The sequence below is a fragment of the Mesorhizobium sp. SEMIA396 genome (genome assembly GCF_024518615.1).
GTDB lineage: Bacteria > Pseudomonadota > Alphaproteobacteria > Rhizobiales > Rhizobiaceae > Mesorhizobium.
The window spans coordinates 165,619-185,417 of record NZ_JANIFC010000002.1 but is presented as its reverse complement, the minus strand read 5'-3'; the positions used below and the strand labels follow the sequence as shown (position 1 = coordinate 185,417).

General features: G+C 61.9%; 13 protein-coding genes, 1 tRNA gene and 1 pseudogene. 7 read left to right on the top strand and 8 right to left on the bottom strand.

Going from position 1 to position 19,799, the window contains the following annotated elements; all coding sequences use genetic code 11:
* Positions 1-87: 87 nt before the first annotated feature.
* The gene (gene ppdK, locus NP503_RS05835; RefSeq protein WP_127270462.1) at positions 88-2,766 is read right to left on the bottom strand and encodes a pyruvate, phosphate dikinase; all 2,679 of its coding nucleotides are present in this window, start codon (positions 2,764-2,766) and stop codon (positions 88-90) included.
* A gap of 221 nt (positions 2,767-2,987) precedes the next feature.
* Here ppdK and NP503_RS05830 point away from each other — a divergent pair.
* The 3 genes and pseudogenes from NP503_RS05830 to NP503_RS05820 all read left to right on the top strand — a co-directional run bounded on the left by NP503_RS05830 (position 2,988) and on the right by NP503_RS05820 (position 3,986).
* Positions 2,988-3,312: pseudogene (locus NP503_RS05830) on the top strand (VOC family protein).
* 128 nt (positions 3,313-3,440) lie between these two features.
* Positions 3,441-3,515 (top strand) — tRNA-Gln (locus NP503_RS05825).
* An 18-nt stretch (positions 3,516-3,533) separates the two neighbouring features.
* Entirely contained in the window at positions 3,534-3,986 is a 453-nt protein-coding gene (locus tag NP503_RS05820; protein WP_127269370.1) for an Hpt domain-containing protein, read from the top strand.
* 15 nt (positions 3,987-4,001) lie between these two features.
* On the opposite strand, the gene NP503_RS05815 is transcribed toward NP503_RS05820, so the two are convergent.
* From NP503_RS05815 to NP503_RS05790, 6 genes are all read right to left on the bottom strand, one after another.
* Positions 4,002-5,426 (bottom strand): glycosyltransferase family 2 protein, encoded by a 1,425-nt coding sequence (locus NP503_RS05815; RefSeq protein WP_127269369.1) that lies wholly within the window; start codon positions 5,424-5,426, stop codon positions 4,002-4,004.
* Positions 5,426-6,463, bottom strand: coding sequence for a HEAT repeat domain-containing protein (locus NP503_RS05810; RefSeq protein ID WP_127270465.1), 1,038 nt, complete (start codon positions 6,461-6,463; stop codon positions 5,426-5,428). Before NP503_RS05810 ends, NP503_RS05815 begins: the two co-directional genes overlap by 1 nt.
* 2 nt (positions 6,464-6,465) lie before the next feature.
* Entirely contained in the window at positions 6,466-8,208 is a 1,743-nt protein-coding gene (locus NP503_RS05805; protein ID WP_127270467.1) for a YaiO family outer membrane beta-barrel protein, read from the bottom strand.
* Positions 8,208-8,600 (bottom strand): response regulator transcription factor, encoded by a 393-nt coding sequence (locus NP503_RS05800; protein ID WP_127270163.1) that lies wholly within the window; start codon positions 8,598-8,600, stop codon positions 8,208-8,210. The genes NP503_RS05805 and NP503_RS05800 overlap by 1 nt, the downstream gene beginning before the upstream one ends.
* Positions 8,601-8,876: 276 nt before the next feature.
* The gene (locus NP503_RS05795; RefSeq protein WP_127270165.1) at positions 8,877-9,254 is read right to left on the bottom strand and encodes a response regulator; all 378 of its coding nucleotides are present in this window, start codon (positions 9,252-9,254) and stop codon (positions 8,877-8,879) included.
* Positions 9,255-9,259: 5 nt separating this feature from the next.
* Positions 9,260-11,695, bottom strand: a complete 2,436-nt coding sequence (locus NP503_RS05790; RefSeq protein ID WP_127270470.1) for an ATP-binding protein — start codon at positions 11,693-11,695, stop codon at positions 9,260-9,262.
* A gap of 291 nt (positions 11,696-11,986) precedes the next feature.
* Between NP503_RS05790 and NP503_RS05785 the strand changes: the two genes are divergently transcribed.
* On the top strand, positions 11,987-14,077 hold the full coding sequence (locus NP503_RS05785) for an O-antigen ligase family protein (RefSeq protein WP_127270473.1): 2,091 nt from the start codon (positions 11,987-11,989) through the stop codon (positions 14,075-14,077).
* Between the two features lie 168 nt (positions 14,078-14,245).
* Entirely contained in the window at positions 14,246-15,118 is an 873-nt protein-coding gene (locus NP503_RS05780) for a phytanoyl-CoA dioxygenase family protein (RefSeq protein WP_236382848.1), read from the top strand.
* 89 nt (positions 15,119-15,207) lie between these two features.
* Here NP503_RS05780 and NP503_RS05775 read toward each other — a convergent pair whose 3' ends face one another.
* Positions 15,208-16,107: a LysR family transcriptional regulator gene (locus NP503_RS05775; protein WP_127270477.1), complete on the bottom strand. Its 900-nt coding sequence runs from the start codon at positions 16,105-16,107 to the stop codon at positions 15,208-15,210.
* 128 nt (positions 16,108-16,235) lie between these two features.
* On the opposite strand from NP503_RS05775, the gene NP503_RS05770 reads away from it, so the two are divergent.
* The gene (locus NP503_RS05770; protein WP_127270479.1) at positions 16,236-17,873 is read left to right on the top strand and encodes an ABC transporter substrate-binding protein; all 1,638 of its coding nucleotides are present in this window, start codon (positions 16,236-16,238) and stop codon (positions 17,871-17,873) included.
* Between the two features lie 661 nt (positions 17,874-18,534).
* A complete protein-coding gene (locus tag NP503_RS05765; RefSeq protein WP_236382846.1) occupies positions 18,535-19,797 on the top strand; it encodes an alpha-2,8-polysialyltransferase family protein in 1,263 nt (420 codons plus the stop codon).
* The last annotated feature ends 2 nt before the right edge of the window (positions 19,798-19,799 follow it).

Sequence of the window (19,799 nt, the reverse complement as noted above, 5' to 3'; positions counted from 1 at the left end):
AAATTGGGCAGGAACAATGTCGAGATTGCGCGACGCCGCCAGCACGTTCGCGTGAATTGCCTTACAAAACGGTAAGCTGGATGGATCCTATCGGCGGCCTGCCTTCGCAACCAGCACCGCAGCCTGCGCGGCCGCCAGCCTGGCGATCGGTACGCGATAGGGCGAACAGGACACGTAGTCGAGGCCGACCTCTTCGCAAAAGCGGATCGAGGCCGGATCGCCGCCATGTTCGCCGCAGATGCCGAGCTTGATGTCTGGCCGCGTCGCCCTGCCCTTTTGCGCGGCCATGCGCACCAGTTCGCCGACGCCGTCGATGTCGAGCGAGACGAACGGGTCCTGATCGATAATGCCCTTCTGGCGGTAGGTTTCCAGGAACGAGGCCGCATCGTCGCGCGAGATGCCGAAGGTCGTCTGGGTCAGGTCGTTGGTGCCGAAGGAGAAGAATTCGGCTGACTCTGCAATGACATGGGCACGGATCGCGGCGCGGGGGAGCTCGATCATCGTGCCAGTGAGATAGTCGATCTTGACGCCGGTTTCCTCCATGACGCTCTTGGCAACCGCATCGATGCGCGCCTTGACGTAATCGAGTTCCTTCACCAGGCCGACGAGCGGCACCATGATCTCGGGGACCACCAGCGCGCCGGCCTTCCTGCCGGCCTCCACGGCCGCCTCGAAAATGGCCCGCGCCTGCATCTCGGCGATCTCGGGATAGGAGACAGCCAGGCGGCAGCCACGATGGCCGAGCATCGGGTTGAACTCGTGCAGTGCCTCGGTGCGCTGCCTGAGCTTGTCCGGCGACACCTTCATGGCGGCGGCGACCTCGGCCACCTCCTCCTCGGTCTTCGGCAGGAATTCGTGCAACGGCGGATCGAGCAGGCGGATCGTCACCGGCAGGCCGGCCATGATCTCGAACAGTTCGAGGAAGTCCGAGCGCTGCATGGGCAGAAGCTTGGCAAGTGCGGCGCGCCGGTCCTTTTCGGTGTCTGCCAGGATCATCTCGCGCATGGCGACGATGCGGTCGCCATCGAAGAACATGTGCTCGGTGCGGCAGAGGCCGATGCCTTCGGCGCCGAAGGAGCGCGCCATGCGCGCGTCGAGCGGCGTTTCGGCATTGGTGCGCACTTTCATGCGGCGGACCGCGTCCGCCCACTCCATGATGGCCGCGAAATCGCCGGAAAGTTCCGGCTGCAGCATCGGCACGGCGCCCTTCAGCACCTGGCCATTGCCGCCATCGATGGTGACGATGTCGCCCTTGCGGAAGGTCGAGCCCATCGCCATCAGCGTGCCGGCCTTGTAGTCGACACGCAGCGAGCCGGCCCCGGAGACGCAAGGCTTGCCCATGCCGCGCGCCACCACCGCGGCGTGGCTGGTCATGCCGCCGCGCGTGGTCAGGATGCCTTCCGCCGCATGCATGCCGTGGATGTCTTCGGGACTGGTTTCGATGCGCACCAGGATCGCCTTGCGCCCTTGCGTCTTCAATTCCTCGGCGTCGCCGGAGGAAAAGACGATCTCGCCGGTAGCGGCACCGGGCGACGCCGGCAGTCCGATGCCGATGACATCGCGCGCGGCCTTGGGGTCGATGGTCGGATGCAGCAACTGGTCGAGCGAGGCCGGGTCGATACGGGCGACGGCTTCCTCTTTCGTGATCAGCCTGTCCTGCGCCATCTCGACGGCGATTTTCAGCGCCGCCTTGGCGGTGCGCTTGCCGGACCGGGTCTGCAGCATCCACAATTTGCCGCGCTCGATGGTGAATTCGAGATCCTGCATGTCGCGGTAGTGCTTCTCCAGACTGTCGGAGATGGTGACAAAGGACTGGAACGCGTCAGGCATCAGCTTCTGCAGCGACGGCCTGTCCGAGCCAGCTGCGATACGTGCCGCTTCGGTGATGTTCTGCGGCGTGCGGATGCCGGCGACGACGTCCTCGCCCTGCGCGTTCACCAGGAACTCGCCATAAAGCATCTTTTCGCCGGTCGAAGGGTTGCGCGTGAAGGCAACGCCGGTGGCCGAGGTTTCGCCCATATTGCCGAACACCATGGCCTGGACGTTGACCGCCGTGCCCCAGCTTTCGGGAATGTCGTGCAGCCGGCGATAGGTGATGGCGCGGTTGTTCATCCAGCTCGAGAACACGGCTGATATCGCGCCCCAGAGCTGCTCATGCGGATCCTGCGGAAAGGGCCTGCCGAGCTCTTCCTCGACCTTGGCCTTGTAGAGCGCGATGACGCCTTGCCATTCGAGCGCCGTGAGTTCGGTGTCGAGCTCGTGCCCGAGCCCGCCTTTCTGATCCTCCAGGATTTCCTCGAACACCTCATGGTCGAGGCCCATGACGACGTCGGAATACATCTGGATGAAGCGGCGGTAGCTGTCATAGGCAAAGCGCGCGTCGCCGGAATCGGCGGCCAGCGCCTCGACCGTCTCGTCGTTCAGGCCGAGATTGAGCACGGTATCCATCATGCCGGGCATCGAGGCGCGAGCGCCCGAACGCACCGACACCAGCAGCAGTTTCGACGGGTCGCCGAACCGACGGCCGGTCAGCCGGCCGATGTGATCGAGCGCGACCGCGACATCGGCTTCCAACCCGGCCGGATAAATACGGCCGTTGGCGTAGTAGGCGTTGCAGACCTCCGTGGTGATGGTGAAGCCCGGCGGCACCGGCAGCCCCAGGCTGCACATCTCGGCCAGGTTGGCGCCCTTGCCACCCAGGAGATTCCTGTCGCTGGCACGGCCTTCCGCCGCACCATCGCCAAAGGTGAAAACCCATTTGGTCATGCATCGCTCCGGTTGCAGGAGACTGGAAAGATTGGCGAAACGGAAAGTTCCGCCGGTCCGTCCTTGGAGCGATATGATGCTGCAGTGCGAAAGGCAAGACATCGGCAAAGCCACCTGGCCACTACAATCGATTAAGCAAAGCCGTGCTCCAGCATGCGGCAAAAAGACTTGCCAAGTCAGGAATTCTGGAGTAGAACATACAGTGAACAAACAGGTGCGCCATGAAACTGCCCGGAAAACTCGACTATCTGGAAATGCCCGCGACCGGTGGAACGCTGGACCGGCTGAAGGCTTTCTACAGTACCGCCTTTGCCTGGTCGTTCACCGGCCTTTGCCGAAGGCCTGGACGGAGGCTTCCAGGCAGATGCCGCGGAAGCGCCATCAAAGCCGCTGCCCGTGCTCTACAGCAGGGATCTGGAGCAAACCCTCGACGCTGTCGAAAGCGCCGGCGGCACGATTGTCAAACCGATCTTCCCGTTCCCCGGCGGCCGGCGCTTCCACTTCGTCGATCCAGCCGGAAACGAGATGGCGGTGTGGTCCGAATAGCCCGCTGCATATCATTTGCCAGCGCTGCGTTGCCTGCCCAATTCGAGCGTTCCAACCGTCACTCATAAGGATTGTGCTTTTTGGCTGCTCTGCTAATAACGCGCCGCACAAGCGACTCTGACGGCAATTGGGGCGTCGCCAAGTGGTAAGGCATCGGTTTTTGGTACCGACATTCCCAGGTTCGAATCCTGGCGCCCCAGCCAATCACTTTTTTTCTGGTGATGGCAGCGCGGTTGTCCCCAGCCCAGGCATGCCAGTGTCGTTGCAGACCAGCCCTGGTGCCGTTCTCCTCCGACAGGGGGGCGTGCTCGACCAAGCAGTCCATTCCAACCCGCGCCGCTTTCTGCTTGAATGACCCTCGACGTCCCGCAACGGAGCATCGGCCTATCTCAAACGATCCCTTCGCTTCCTTGCAGCAACGTTTCCTTGCCCGGTGTGCGGATCGGCTCGTGGAGTTGAAGGCCGCCCGTGAGAGGAGGGCTGTGCCCGGCAGCAGTTCCGGCGATACGCTGATCGGGATCGCTCACTCGCTGGCGGGTGGGGCCGGAACGTTCGGCTTTCCGGATATCAGCGTGCGAGCGTCCGAGCTTGAGACGTTGCTGATCGAGCGGTCGGATGTCGCACATACTGCGCTCGATGCGCTTATTGCGGAGATCGAGCGGACGCTGAAGTGACTCAGCCGAAGAGGCTCACTTCTTCGGCCCAGTCAGGCCGGTCCTGGTCATCTCGCCCCAGCTCTGGTCGGCGCGCAGATACTGCCACCAGCCCTTCACACGCCAGAAATTGTTGAGCTGGCGGTAGCCGAAATTCTCGATCACCGCCACGGCCGTGAGTACGGCAAGGTCCCGCGCGCGCGGAAAACGCTGAAGCTCGGCTTCTTCGAGAACCAGCGAACACACGCTCACGCAAACGCCGTAGGTGAAAACCAGCGACGTGAATGCCAAGAGATATTCGGTCGAGAGGATGCCGAGTAGCCAAAAGGCCGGGATCAGCACATAGCCCAGCACCTCCGATATGGGCCCAAGCACATCGACAATCAGTATGTGACCAAATCCGAGGAAGCCGACCCGCCCATAGCGGGGGTTGAAGAGCATGGAGCGGTAGCGGAAGAAGCACTCGAGCGCACCGCGCTGCCAGCGCGTGCGTTGCCTGGCCAGAACGCGCAGTGACTCGGGTGCTTCTGTCCAGCACACCGGCTCCGGAATGAACTGGATGCGGTATTTGCGTTTGGTGTCCATCATGTGGCGATGCAGCTTGATCACAAGGTCCATGTCCTCGCCCATCGATCCCTTGGTGAAGCCGCCAACCGCCACCACTTCGGCGCGGCGGAACACGCCGAAGGCGCCGGACACCAGCATCAACGTGTTGATGCGGCTCCAGGCCAGCCGTGCCATAAGGAAGGCCCGCAGATATTCGACCACTTGGAACAGTGCCAGCAACCGGCTGGGCAGGCGGATCTCGCGCACCCTGCCCGCTTCGATCCTCGATCCGTTGGCGATGCGGATCGTGCCGCCGACGGCGATGGTGCGCTCGGGATCGTCGATGAAGGGCTGGGCCGCGCGCATCAGTGCGTCGGGCTCGAGGATGGAGTCGCCGTCGATCACACAAAAGAGAGGCGCGCGGCAGACATTGACGCCGGCATTCTGGGCATCGGCCTTGCCGCCATTTTCCTTGTCGACCACGAACAGCCGTTCTGTCATCGGCGAGGAATAGAGGCCGCGGATCGGCTTGTGTGTCAGGGCCTCCTCATAGGGTCGGTGGAATTTCACCAGTTTGAAGCCTTCGATAAGGCGCTGCAGAGTCTGATCCTTCGAGCCGTCGTTGATGACGATGACCTCGAAATTCGGATATTCGAGCGCCAGCATCGAGTGCACGCTCTCGACCACATTCACTTCCTCATTGTAGGCGGGCACCAGCAGCGCGATCGGCGGCGCTACGTCGCCATAGCGGTGCCACAGCAGAGCCGAACGCGCGACCGGCGGGCGCTTGGACAGGGCGTAGGCGGCGATGATGAGCTGCAGCAGGTAGATCGCCGTCTGCGCCAGCCCCGCCCCGATGATGAACCAGGACAGGATGGAGGCCCCCAGAACGATCTCTTGGCTCCAGTCGAACATCAGGTGGCTGGCCCCTCGGCGAGGATCAGCGAGGCCGTGCGCTGCCTGCGCGAGACGTCGCTGGCGGCGATCTCGCGCAGCACCTGCTCTCCCTTCTGGCCGAACGAGCGGAGCGCGTTGGCAGCGGCGTAGCGCACAGTCCATGCCTCGTCGTCCATAAGCTGCGCGAGGGGCGCGGCGAGTTCAGACAGGCCGAGGCGGCCCGCCGCGTCGGCAGCGTCGGCGCGTACATCCCAGCCGCCATTTTCCATCGCCTTGATCAGGATGGCCGGCGCATTGGCATGTCCGGTCAGGCCGAGTGCCCGCAATGCGGCTGCGGTAACCTCCGGCGACGGATCGCCGGCCGCGCGGGCAAAGAACTCACCAAACCGGAACCCGCCGTTGCGGGCAAGCGCATCGATTGCGGCCGCCCTGATGAAAGGCACCGCGTCCTGACGTCCGGCGTAATCCCTGAGCTCGTCGAACCGCTTTGGCGGAAAGCGCCTGAAAAGCTCGATCAGGCGTCGCGAGCGCTGCCCCGCCACGCCGATCTTGCGCAGCGTTACGACCAGCGGCGGCAAGGCGCCAATATCACACAGCGCGATGGCGACGGCGATCCTGACTTCGCGCGAGCGGTCACGATCGAGCGCCGAAAGCAGGTTTGCCACCGCGTTTTCCGAACGCAGCGCCGCCAGCATCTCGGCCGCGTGGACGCGTTCGGCGCCGTTGCCTTTTTCAAGCTGGGTGCCGACAAGGGTCGGCAGGCCACATTCATTGAAGGCTGAAAGGAGCTCGTCGTGCTCCTCGCCACGCAACAGCGAAATAAACTCGAAGCCGGCATCGATCGCCACCCTCGCCGGTACCGCAAGCAGCGCCGTCTTCAATGCCTCGCGATCCCGATTTTCGGTGAAGGCGATCAGCGCCGTCAGAAGAAGGCGCCGCTGATCGGCGCCCGCCGTCCCCCGGCGCTCCTGCAATACCCGACGCACGATCAGCAGAAGCATGATCGCCAGGGAAAGGGCACTGAGCAGGATGGATAGGTGCCAGATGTACAACATGATCAGAACCGCGCGGTTAGGCCGAGCCCGAATGTGGTTCGGTCGAATGTCGGGCGCTGCTCATGGGCGAGGCTGCCGCGCAGCGTCAGCGGATCGGTAACGTCCCAGGAGATGCCGGCAAAGATGGTACGCGTCGGCACCAGCGAGCCGTCGGAGATCTCGGGGGCATCCGCATAGCCACCAAACACATTGACGCTCGGGATAACTGCAACATCGGCTCGCAGGACATAACCATCGGCGCGCGTGCCGATGTCGTCGGCTGCGTGGACCCAACGTGCCGAAAGCCCCAGCCGGCCGTCCAGGACATAGACCTGCACCCAAGGCGAGATTGTGGTGACCTCGGCGGTGGCGAAATTGTCATAGCGAGCATCGATGTTGAGCGAGAACGGACCGAGCGCTTTCGCGGGCGCCATGATCCGCCACGAAGCGCCGGCCCCGACCGAATATCGTGCCAGGAAGTCGGCATCCGGCGTCGCCGCTGCCAGCACATAGGCCGAAACCGTGGCCGAAAAGGCCTGGTCGATGCGGCCGTCGATCTGAACATCGGTGCGACCGTAGCGAGTCGCCATCCGGGTGTGGCCCGAAATGGTCGTCTGCGGGGTGAGCCGATAGGCAAGGCCGGTCGAACTGTCTGTCCAATCACCAAGTCCATCGGTGAGGTCGCTCACTTCGCTACCGATATCGAGCCGCCATTTGCGCGGCGGTGGTGCGGCCAGTCTCTGCTCGATGTCGCGCGAGCCGGGTTCGAGGGCAAGCGCCTGCCGGTAGGCATCGCGCGCGGCGTCGTCGTCGCCACGGGCGCGGCGCACATCGCCGATTCCCACCAGCGCTTCGGCATTGCGCGGATCAATCGCCAGCACCCGCTGAAACGACTGCTCGGCCCGCGTGTAATCCCGCTCGAGCAAAGAAATCCGTGCGTCGAGGGCGATCGCCTCGGCGTTGCCTGGCGCGGTGCCAAGCACATCATCGATCATCGCGCGGGCGCGCGGCACGTCGCCCTGCCAGATCGCCAGCCGGACCTTGCCGAGGCGGGCGTCGAGAAGGCCGGGCTTGATGGCCAGCGCCTGGTCGAAGAAATGCCCGGCCTCGTCGAATTTCTGTTGGGAGCCCGCCACGAGACCCATGGCGACCAGGATGTCGGTGTTTTTAGGCGCCAGCCCGAGCGCGCGGCAATAGGCGTTCTCCGCCTCGGGCAATTGTCCCGCCGCCCGCAATCTCTGGCCCTTCTCCATCAGGCCGGCGACAGGATCCGGCCGCGGCGGGCGCAGCTTCTTCCTCGCGGTCGCAGGCTTCTGCTTGCTGCTGTCGGCCTGCTGGGCCTTGCGGATGTTGGCGACAAGCGTCGCCGCGTCGGCATTGCCCCGCTCGGCACGCGACACCTCTTCTGCCAGTTGCAGCGCGGCGTCCAGATTGCCGGAGCGGAACTCGACCTGAGCGATGCCGAAGCTGGCATCCAGATAGGTCGGCGCAAGCGCAAGCGCCCTGGAAAAGGCTTCACGCGCGGCCGGCAGATTGTTGCGGCCAAGCTCGGCGAAGCCAAGTTGCACCAGGGCATCGGCATTGTCGGGCTTGAGCGCCAGCGCACGCCGCAGCAGCTTCGCCGATTCGTCGAAATGCTGGGCTTGCCTGGCCTTGACGCCGGAGGCGTACAGTTCGTCGACCGCCTGGGCCAGCGCGGCGGCAGGCGCCGTTTCAACCGCCAGGAAAACGCATGCCGCAATGACGGCGCGCCGGCCGCGCCACATCAGCGTTTCCCGCTCTTGCGCGCCAGCAGGCGCGCAAGCCGGGCCAGCAGCTCCTCGGGAATGAAGGGTTTCACAAGGTAGTCGTCGGCCCCCTTCTCAAGGGCCGAGACGATGTCCCTTTCGCCCTTGCGGGCGGTCAGCATGACAACCGGGATTTCCGACAAAGCCGGGTCGCTCTTGATGCGGGCAAGAACCTCCAGGCCGTCGGCCTTGGGCATCATCGCATCGAGCACGATGATGTCCGGCGCCTCATGCTCCGCCTTCAAGAGCGCTTCCGCCCCGTCTATGGCCTTGATGACCTCGTATCCCTTTGCCCTGAGCCTGAATTCCATCAGTTCGAGCAAGAGGGGATCGTCATCGCAAATCAGAACTCTTGCCTTCGCTCCGTTCATCAGCCTTGCTCCGGTTCGCGCCTCGTTTTGCCGCTTGCCCCCCGGAGTGATTGATCCATGAACCGACATCCGCCAACGCGGTTCATGCAGACAGAGACATTCTTCTCAATCTCTCGCCGAGCTCCGCCGATGCTGCGCGATTATAGACAACCTGATTCGCTACGCCTGCACCTCGGCACAATCAGTAGATGAATAAGGCGACATGGTATAGGAGCCGTGAACGGCGTCGCACAGTCTGCAGCCAGACTGCGCTCGGTGCCCACGCCAAACGTCGGATCAGGCGCGCGATAGAAGCAATCTTTTGACTTCACCGGCAAGCGCAAGCGGGTCGAATGGTTTGGCGATCACCCCTACCGCCCCCATCGCCAGATAGCGTTCGACTTCATGCGTCTGGGTGCGCGCGGTGATGAACACCACGGGTATCGAAGCCGTCGGCCCAGACTGGGCCAAGCGCCTCAGCGTCTCCGGTCCATCCATATCCGGCATCATTACGTCGAGCAGAATGAGATCGGGCCGCCATTCGGCGGCATCGACCAGCGCCTGCATGCCGGACGGGCAGGACCGCACCTCGAATTCCGGCTCGAGCTCCAGCGACATCTGGGCGATTTCGCGGATATCGTCCTCGTCATCCACATAGAGAATCCTTGCGGGCATGAGCGTCACTCCTCGGCGTGCGCGGCAGGTTGAGTGCGGGGCGAAACCAACATGCTCCTGACCAGCTTTGCCACATCGATTTCCGACGCCCTGGTCTTGGTCATGATGGCCTGAACCCGATCACCGAGTTTCTGGTCGAGCTCCGCCGCCGAAAACACGATGACCCCGGTCTCGAGCGGCAGATCGACCAGCAGGTCCAACCCCGAGCCATCGGGGAGTGCAATATCCAGGATAACCAGGTCGAAGAGATGCTGCGCGATCGCCTCCCGGGCGTCCTTGAGCGTCTTCGCCGAAGTAATCGAGACACCCGAACCCAACCCCTCCGACATCACCGCAAGCACGCCCTCATCGTCCTCGACATGGAGAATCTTCGGCCTCTGCTCGGTCCTGCCAGCAAGGATCTTGGCAAGGGCGGCGTGAAGCCGCTTTGAATCCACCGGCTTCTCCAGCCAGTCGACGATACCGACGGCGCTGCCGTTGAGCGAGCGCCTGGCCTCATCGGCAACGGCGGAGATGACGATGACCGAAATGTCGGAATTCACCGGCGATGCCCTAATGTCGTGGAAGAGCTTGATGCCGGATTCCCCCGCGAGCTTGATGTCGAGGGTCAAGGCCACGTATTCGCGGGACCGCAGAAGCGCCTTTGCGGTGGCGATATCGGGTGCGACGTCGCTGGAAAAGCCTTCCGCATCCAAGAGTGCCGCAATTACTGCGGCGACGTCGGTCTCGTCTTCACAGATCAGAACCCGTAGGCGGCCATCGGGCTTTCGTTTCAGGTGCGGTGGCGGATACGGCCTTGGTTGGTGCCTGCGTACTTCTGCAAGGTCCACGTGGAACGAGGTTCCCTTGCCTTCCTCGGTTTCGAAGGAAACGGCTCCGCCCAGTTTTTCGGTAATGGCCTTGACGATGCTCAAGCCTAGGCCGGTGCCGCCTATCTTACGGGTGCTGGAGGCGTCGGCCTGCTCGAACTTTCCGAATATACGGCTGCGGAAAGCCTCCGGGATGCCAGCGCCCTGGTCCATCACGGAAATCCGCAGCATGTCGTGGTCATGACGCTGGAATTTCACTGTGACAGTACCGTCGGCATGCGAGAACTTGATCGCATTCGACAGGAGGTTCGCCATCACCTGATGCAGGCGATCCGGATCGATGTTGGCCTCGGCGCGCGGCGCATCGTCGATCAGAACGATCCTGATCCGGCTGTCAGCCATGTAGTTGGAGCTGGCGGCAATGGCCTGCTCCAGGACCTGACGGACAGGCATCTGCTTGATCTTGAAGGTGATCACGCCCGATTCGATCTTCTCCATATCCAGAATGTCGTTGATGAGAAGAACCAGCCTTTCGCTATTGGTGTGCGCGATGTTGACGAGATTGGCGGCCTTGGGCGGCAGTTCGCCGGCCACACCGGCCGCAATCAGGCCAAGCGAGCCGCGGATGGAGGTCAGCGGGGTCCGCAATTCGTGGCTGACCGTGGAAATGAAATCATTCTTGAGCTGCGCGGTGCGCTTCTGCTCGGTGATGTCGCGATTGTAGGTGATGACGCCGACGATCTTGCCGGCCTCGTCGCGGAAAGGGGCCTTGAGCGTGTAGAGCCAACCTTGCCGGCCATCCGGGAAAAGCGCGGGCTGGTCGATCCGCAACGTCTGCCCGGCCTCCAGCGCGCCCATCTCATCCTGCCGGAAGCGCTCGGCCACCTCCCTGGGGTAGAAATCGAAATCCGTCTTGCCGATCAGATCGTCGACCGAAGCGGCGCGAACCATTTCGGCGGTGGCGGGGTTGGCGGCGATGAAGCGGCCGTCGACATCTTTTATGTTCAGGCAATCCGGCAGTTCGCGAACCATGGCCCGGTAGGTCATGTTGGACATCAAGAGCTCCCGCCTGCGCTGCTGCCGGTCGAGCAGGACGCCGATGATGATTGTGCTGAGAAAGCGGAACACGAGGGACGGGAACGTGCTCTGCTGCACAAGGCCCGTGACGGCTTGCGCCGGGATGACCAGGAGCGTGATCAGCCCGGCGAGAGCGACCGTTACGCCCAGACCGAATATGTCGTACATGGTGCGCGATCGGGCCGCGACGATGTGGTGCCACGCAATGCCGACGATTGCGGTGATGAGGATACCCATGACACCAGCACCCGCACCCTGTCCGCCGAGATGGATGCGATAAACAATGGAGCCGAACGTGGCGATGAGCATTGCCGGCCATCCGCCAAAGAACGCGGCAGCAGCAATGAAGGCGGCGCGCAGATCGACGACGAAGCCGGAGACGGACAGGGCCGTCGCCATGGAAATGATCGCGCCCACGCACATGACCACGCCGAGAAGCAGCGACTGCATCCGCCGCGAGAGACGCCCGGTGAAATCCGCCACAAGGTCCCAGGCGACCACGAGGATGGAGACCAGGGCAAGGTTGGCGAGGAGTGAGTGCCAGATGTCAGTCATGACTTCGGCTCCTTTTTTCCGATAAATACCGACAAAACCTATCCGAGGTCTAAAGAAGCTGCCCGGCCATGCCGTTCTATTCCCTTTTGGGCACATGGGACCCGAGAGTACCTTTGCGATCTTCCATGAAGCCGATCAGCTCATGATTCGACGGTGTCGTAAGCGCAGATGAGCAAGAGGCATCGCGGCAAATTCGGGTCTTGCACATGATCTGTAAAGTGTCGCCTTGAACATCTCCTTCTTTCCATACATAGGTCGACCAGGTGGGTGGCGGCTCAACATGGAACTTCAATGAACCTCCCTATCTTCGCCATCAACCTCGATCGCGAGACCCAGCGCTGGAGCGAATTGCTCGCCAGCGCCGAAGCGGCGGGACTGACCTTGCAGCGCATTGCCGCCGTCGACGGTCGGGCGCTTGCTGAAAAAGACTGGACGGAGATCGATCTTCCAGCCGCGCGCAAGCTGAGCGGGCGCGACATCCTTTCGGGCGAATATGCCTGTTACCGCAGCCATATCCGGGCGCTGGAAACGTTCCTGGCCGGTGGCAGCGCCCATGGCCTGATTGTCGAGGACGACGTCCTCTTCAGCGAAAGCACCATGCGGCGCATCGAGGCCATCATCGCGGCGGTGCCGGATTTCGATGTCATCAAGCTGACCAACCATCGCATGAGCTTCTTCATGCGCGCGGTCGAGACGGCGGAAGGCGATGAGATCGGTCGTGCGCTGCATGGCCCGCAAGGCTCGGCCGCCGCCTATCTGGTGACGCGAGAGGGCGCGCAGGGTCTGTTGTCGGCGCTCGCCGTAATGAAAATGCCATGGGACGTCGCGCTCGAGCGCTTTTGGGATACTGGCCTGAAAGTCTATTCGGTCCGCCAAAACGTGCTTGGCTTCGCCGCCAGCAGTGGGATCTCGGGCATAGCCGGTCCCTCGGGAAGCTACAAATCCGCAAGGCTGGGCGGGCCGAGCCGGCTACGTGCCGGGGTGTTACGGGCCAGCGACGAACTGCGCCGCCTGCATCACGTCCTGCTGCCGCCCCCTCTGCCGCGAGATGCCCTGGATGATGCCAAGGACAACGCGCCGCGCCACACCTTGCTTCTGTTGCTTGCGGCACTCGCCATTCTCGCTTTGGTCTCCGCGGTGTGGCGCGAGGCCGACACCTACCGCTATGCGGGCCTGGCGCTGGCCCTGGTCGCGGTCATCCGCTGGTTCAGAGTGGACTTGTGGACCTACAGCAAACCGCTGATCGGTTGGGTCGGCTTCCTGTGTCTGGGCTGGTCGCTCTACGTCTTCATCCGACTGGCGATCGTCTATTTCGGCACCCACCAGTTGGGTGGCGCCGAAGGCATTTACATGTTTCCGCTGTTCTACGCGACGACCGGCTTCGCGTTTCTGCTGTTTGTCAGGCAACCCGCACGGCTCGTGCTCTGGTTCATGATCCTCAGTCTCGTCTTCCTAGCGGCGGACACCTTCTATTCGGACATGTTTCAAGGCGTCCAACCTGCCCCGTGGCTTTTCAACAATCCCATCCACGCGTCGGTGGCGGCCGGTTTCATCTTCCTCTGCACGCTGCAATTCATGGCCTACTCGGCGCAGAGAACGGACCTCGGAAAAGCAACCAAGAACCTGCATTGGGCCCTGTCGACAGCCGTCCTGCTGCTTGCCCTCGTCAATATCATCGAGATGCGCTCAAAGGGAGTGTGGCTTGCGCTTGCGCTCGCTCTGCTCTTGTTGGCGGTCATGACCCTGGCGAGAGGCCATCGCCGCGAACTGTTGGTTTCGGGTGGCGTGCTGGTGATCGTGGCGGCCGGCATTGTCGCGGCACACAACATCTTCTCGTCCACCGCCGACGATACCATGGCATTCGTCAAAACCTTGGTTCCGGATGTGTTCAGGCATGGGGTCCTCCCCGCCTTCGACCGCGCCATCGCGAGCGACGCGGTTCCGCTTGCAGCCAAGGAAAGGCTGATGCTGTGGGCGGATGCGATCAATATCTGGAAGCGCCACCCGATCTTCGGAGCCAGTTCCAGCTGGCTGACCGAATGGCAGAGCAGAACCTATCATCCCATGATCTTCAATGTCTTCCACAATGGTTATCTGGAGATTGCCGTGCGTTATGGGGTGGTCGGACTGGCGTTCTTTGCCTTTCTCTACACCTGGTCGGCCAGGCAGGTTCTGCTGGCCATGCGAGCCAAGCTCGTCGCTCCGGCCGCATGGTCCTGCTACATCTCCACACTGGTCTTCTTCGCCCTAACCATCCTCACCAATTCCAACAACCGGCTGGCCATGGGCGAGGCCTTCATGTGGTTTGCCGCAGCGTTCGGCTTCTATTGTTTTTATGTTCGCCAGCAGAAGAACCTTGTCGCGCCGCGGACCTATTTTTAGGGCCTGCCGGCGCAGCACGTATCTGACCAGCCGATTGCGACCAATCCACCTTTGACGCCCCGCTCAATTTCCCGATAATCGGGAAAGTCGATGCCAAAATCGATGGCTTATCGCCGGCAACCCCTTCGTTACGATCGACACGGATCACAGACAGGGGTTGTCACGGACATGCTGACGGACAGGCAGGCACGCGAGGCGGTGGAGCAGTACCGCGAGGAAGGATACGCGGTCGTTCGACAATTCGTCGACGGCGACGAGATGATCCGGCTGAAGAAGGAAACCGATGCGGTCTATGCCGAAGGCCTCAAGCATCACGCCACCTTCCGGCACGGCAACCTGAATTTCCAGATCCTGCCTGAATCGGACTTTGGCCAACGCTATGTGCTGCAGGCTTACTGGTTTTCCTGGATCAATTCCTATTTCGAAGAATTCCGCCGCAATCCCGACTATCTGAAGCTGCTCGAGAGCCTGATCGGCCGTGACATAAGGCAGATCGCCCAACAGCTGCACTGGAAGCCGCCCGGCGCCAATGTCACGGGTTATCGCTTCCACCAGGATTTGCGCTTCCGTAACCAGGCGGCCTTCGACAATGTCGCCGACGCCACCGTGACAACAGGCCTCGCGGTCGATCGGGCGACGCTGGACAATGGCTGCCTTCAGGTCGTGCCCGGCAGCCACAAGCTCGGCTATCTCGGCCTGTCGGACGAGGGAACCGGCGAGCTGATGAAGGGCCTGACCGCCGAAGAAGAGTTGCGCAAAGTCGGCATCGACCCGGCGACCATCGTTCCGCTGGTGCTAGAGCCGGGCGACCTTGCTTTATGGGGGCTGCTTACCGTGCACGGCTCCTCGCCCAACAAATCGCAGCACGACCGGGCCTTTGCGCTGTCCAGCTATGTGCGGGCCGATACGACGCAACGTGGCGAATGGGCGTTCAGGGACGGCGTTTCGGTGCCGCTCGGCAAGACGCCGGCACTGTGCAAATACGAAAAGCTCTTCGAGGAGCCGGGACCGATGTACGACACCACCGCCTGGTGGAAATGACGCTGCCGCGTCGGGCGACGGGGGCAGAGGGGGCCTGGCGTTCGCGCCAGGCCCCTGACGGCGTTGGCCATGGACAATCGGGCAGCATTTCAGGCGGTGAAGTCGGCCGACAGTTCGCGGATCAGGAAATCGACGAACGCGCGCACCTTGGCCGCAATATAGGTGCGGTGCGGATAGAGCGCGTAGATCGGGCTGGAGCCGGGGCGAAACTCATCCAGCTGCACTTCCAGCCGGCCGTCCCTGATCGCAGCGTCGACCAGCAGGCTGGGCAGGTTGCCGATGCCGAAACCGGCGGTGGTCATCTGGTAGGCGGCCTCGACGCTGTTGGTCGAGATCCGCCCCCCGATAGCCGCATCGAAAGGGCCGTCGGGTCCGATGAATGGCCACGTGCCAAGGCGCTTGGCGAAATTGCTCAGCACGCAGGAATGGCTTGCCAGCTCATCCGGGTGGACCGGACGGCCGTTTGCATCCCAATAATCGGGCGTAGCGCAGACATAATTGCGGACGTCACCAAGCCGGCGGGCAATCAGGGCGGAATCCGCCTGACCGCCGAAGCGGATGGCCACATCGTAGCCTTCCTCGACAATGCCGACGACATAACGCGCGGTGAGGTCGAACTCGATCGTGGTGAGCGGGTTTTCTTCGAGGAATTTCGGCACCAACTTGGTTATGCGCGTGTGGCCCAGAACATTGGAGCAGGAAACCCGGATCAGGCCGCGCGTCTCCTTGTGCAGGCCGCGCGTCGAATCCTGCAGTTCGGATATGTCGTCGAGCAGGCTGCGCGCACGCGGAGCATAGTCGCGGCCCGCCTCGGTGAGGCTGAGACGCCTTGTGGTGCGATTGATGAGCCGGACGCCAAGGTCGTCTTCCAGTTCCTTGATGGTGCGGCTGACGGCCGTCGTCGACATGTTGAGATCGCGCGCCGCCGCCGACAGGCTGCCCAGCAGGCAAACCCGATCGAACACCCGCATCGCCGTCAGAAGATTCATCTTGCCTTCCCCTCGCCGTCGCGGCCCCGCCGCCATCGGCTGCGTCCTGTAGAAAACAGCGCCCAGCAACGACGCGGCAAGGGCATTCCACCGAATTTGGGCGTAAAATCAACAATGGGAGAACCGATATGACATCCAGACCTCTTCATCCCGCGATCGGCACATTTGCGAAAGGCGCAAAGAGCGGCGCGCTTGGCCGCCGCGAGTTCCTGGCGCTGGCCAGCGCCTTCGGCGCCAGCACGGCGATTGCCTACGGGCTCATCGGTCAGCCGGTCCCGGCGCGAGCCGAGGAAGCCGTCCAACCCAGGAAGGGCGGCGTGGTGCGTGTTGCCATGCAGGTGATGGAGCTGGAAGACCCGCGCAAGTTCAAGGTTTCGCAGATGGGCAACATCGCCATGCAGTTTCTCGAACCGCTGGTGCGCTGGAAGCCGGATTTCACCTTCGAGCCGGTGCTGCTGCAGAGCTGGGAGATCAATGCGGACGCGACGGAATATGTGCTCAAGGTGCGCCCGGGGGTGAAATGGTCGAACGGCGACGATTTCACCGCCACGGATGTTGCCTTCAACATCACGCGCTGGTGCGAGAAGGATGCCGCCGGCAACTCGATGGCCGGGCGCATGACCGCGCTGATCGATCCCGACACCAAGGTGGCGCGCACTGGTGCCATCGAGGTTCGCGACGGCCACACCGTGGTCCTGAAACTGTCTCAGCCCGACATCACCATCATCCCAGCGATGACCGACTATCCGGCATTGATCGTCCACCACACATTCAATCCGAAGGCGGCGCCACTGTCGGCCAACCCCGTTTGCACGGGCCCGTTCGAACTTAAAAGACTCGATGTCGGCGTTGCTGCCTCGGTGCGCAAGCGGCCGGACGGGTCGTGGTGGGGCGGCGAGGTGTTCCTCGACGGCATCGACTGGACCGACTACGGCACCGACTCGGCCGCCACCGTCTCCGCATTCGAATCCGGTGAGATCGACCTGAATGGGCAGACGCAGTCCTATGACGTCGCCATGCTCGACAGGCTGGGCCTGAAGAAAAGCGAGATCGTCACTGCCGCCACCCTGGTCTCGCGCTGCAACGTCAACGCCAAACCCTATGACGACAAGCGCGTGCGCAACGCCATACAGCTTGCGGTCGACAACGAAGCGGTGCTGCAACTGGGCGCCGACGGCATGGGTATCGTCGCGCAGAACGATCATGTCGGACCGATGCATCCCGAACACGCCGACTTGCCGCCGATCAAACGTGATCCGGTCCGGGCCAGGGCATTGCTCGAGGAAGCCGGCCAGCTCGATTTCGAATTTGATCTGATCTCGGTCGAAGCCGATTACCGCAAGGAAAGCTCCGATGCCGTCGCCCAGCAGATGCGCGACGCGGGCTTCAAGGTGAAACGCACTGTCATCCCGGAATCGGCATTCTGGAACGACTGGACGAAGTATCCCTTCGCGACCACCAATTGGAACGCCCGACCGCTCGGCATCCAGACCTATGCGCTTGCCTACCAGACCGGTTCGGCATGGAACGAGACAGGGTTCGCCGATCCCGACTTCGATGCCAAGGTCCACAAGGCCAACGCCATCGCCGATCCGGAGCAGCGCCGTGCGGTGATGAAGGAACTGCAGGTCATGCTGCAGGATTCCGGCATCATCGTTCAGCCCTACTGGCGAAAGCTGTTCTGCCATATGAAACCTGCCTTGATGGGCTACCAGATGCATCAGGCCTATGAGCAGGACTTCACCCGGGCCTGGCTCGCGGCCTGATCGCGGGCAACCCTTCCGACAGGCGGCGCATTTTCCGGCGCCGCCCTTCGCCTGCTCACCGGGAAAATTGCGCCGAAGCGTCGGCATCAAGGGCGCTCGAGGAGCAGTGCAGGCTTCGCATCGGGCATGATGCACAGGTGCGGCCACACGCGCCATGCCTTGGCAGGTCGGCCGGAATCCCGGGCCGCTGCACCGGACCGGCTGGCACATCAAGCGTGTTAAACATTCTGGTTTCCGCCTCTGTCATCATCAAGCTCCGGTTCATGGCTGGAGCTTACTTTTGACTGATGGAAGTGAAACCCGCTTTCCCGGGCAACGACCTTCCCGAAAACCGGGAGAATTCGCGCTCTTGGTACCGACAGGAACCGAAGCGGCAAGATCGAGCCGCATGAGCGGTCTGCCGCCGCCTGATGTTTATGCCGGATCTCAACAGGTCTCTGCCGCTCAATTGAACTGAATTCGCCTGCTTATTGCGCGGAACTCCAGCCTGTCTCGGGCGTTGGACGCCAATATCTGCAAGATATTTTCCGGTCGACGACAGGCAGTATTATGAAGCTGGCGAAACGCCCCGAGCCACACACGGTCTTCGGACATGAAGCAATTTTGCGGTTGAGATCGCGGAACATGCGGCGTTATTTCCATCCTACCTGGAGACCTTAAATTGCCAGTTCGAATATGCTGCGTCTTTGGCAGCTGGCAATTGCTCAGCCTGGTTGCCTCTCTTCGCCAGTCAACAATGGATGGAAGCTCCCCGGCGGATGAGGAGCATGAGGATTACCTTCTGCTCTATGAAACGGCCGGCGTTTCCGAGCATTTCAAGACCGGTCTTGCTGAACTTGCGTCTACAGTATGGACCTGGAAACGGATCATATGGGCATACGACCTTCTGACGTCCGAGCGTAAATATGGGCAACTGCAAATTTTCCGGATCCATCGTCTGATCCGAGACACAATTGGCATCGACGCGAGTTCCGCGGTTGAAATCTGGGCCTGCTTCGTTAACCGGCCATCGGAAAAAATACTGCTGGACTCATACCCAGAAGCCAAGATCGTTTTGTATGAGGATGGCTTGACGTCATACCTTCCATTCGAAATTTCAACCATGTCATGGCCGCCAGGCACCAGGTTTAGACGGCGCATCACCGGAGCCTTGATTGCAGGACTCTCTACAATTTCACCGGCGTTCCGACTGAGGAAAGCGGCCGACAAGATAGAAAGACACCATCTGAGACGGGTGACAAAGTTTTATTCTTTGCTCCACGAAATCCCCATTCACGATGCTCTGGAGAACGTACCAAGATTTCAGGTCGGCGCTTCGCTGATGCGCGACGTAATAGATGAAGCCTGCAGGGATGCGCTTTCCGGCGGCAATGAACATTGCCGTGCGTCAGCCAACCCACGGATCCTGCTGCTCGGCCAGGCATTGTCGCGAAACGGCATAATGTCGTACGCGCACGAGGCGGCGATCTATAGACGCATTGCGGAGCAGATCGTTGAGAGAGGATACGACGTCGTCTGGAAGGAACATCCCAGAATAAGCACGCCCTTCTTCCCCGAATTGCTGGATACCATCGGCAATGTGACGGCCGACGCCAGCACCAGGATCATGGAGGCGAACCTTCCGCACATATATCCGATAGAGCTTGTCGTATCCCGGATGAACATTGTTGGGTGCGTCTCCGGCACGTCAGCTGCCCTTCTCTACCTGAAGTGGCTTTACGGCATCAAAACATACACATTTGCGGAAACCTTGATCCCCCTGATGACTGGCGCGGATATTCTGATGAGCGAAATGGTGAAAGCCCATGCGGAGCCCTTTTCAGGGCTCCAATCTTTGAACGCAACCAAGGATCCGTTGAAAGGCGGCAGCCCCGAACAGGTTGAACACGATCCTTTGAATCCAACTCAGGCAAACTCGATCTGAGA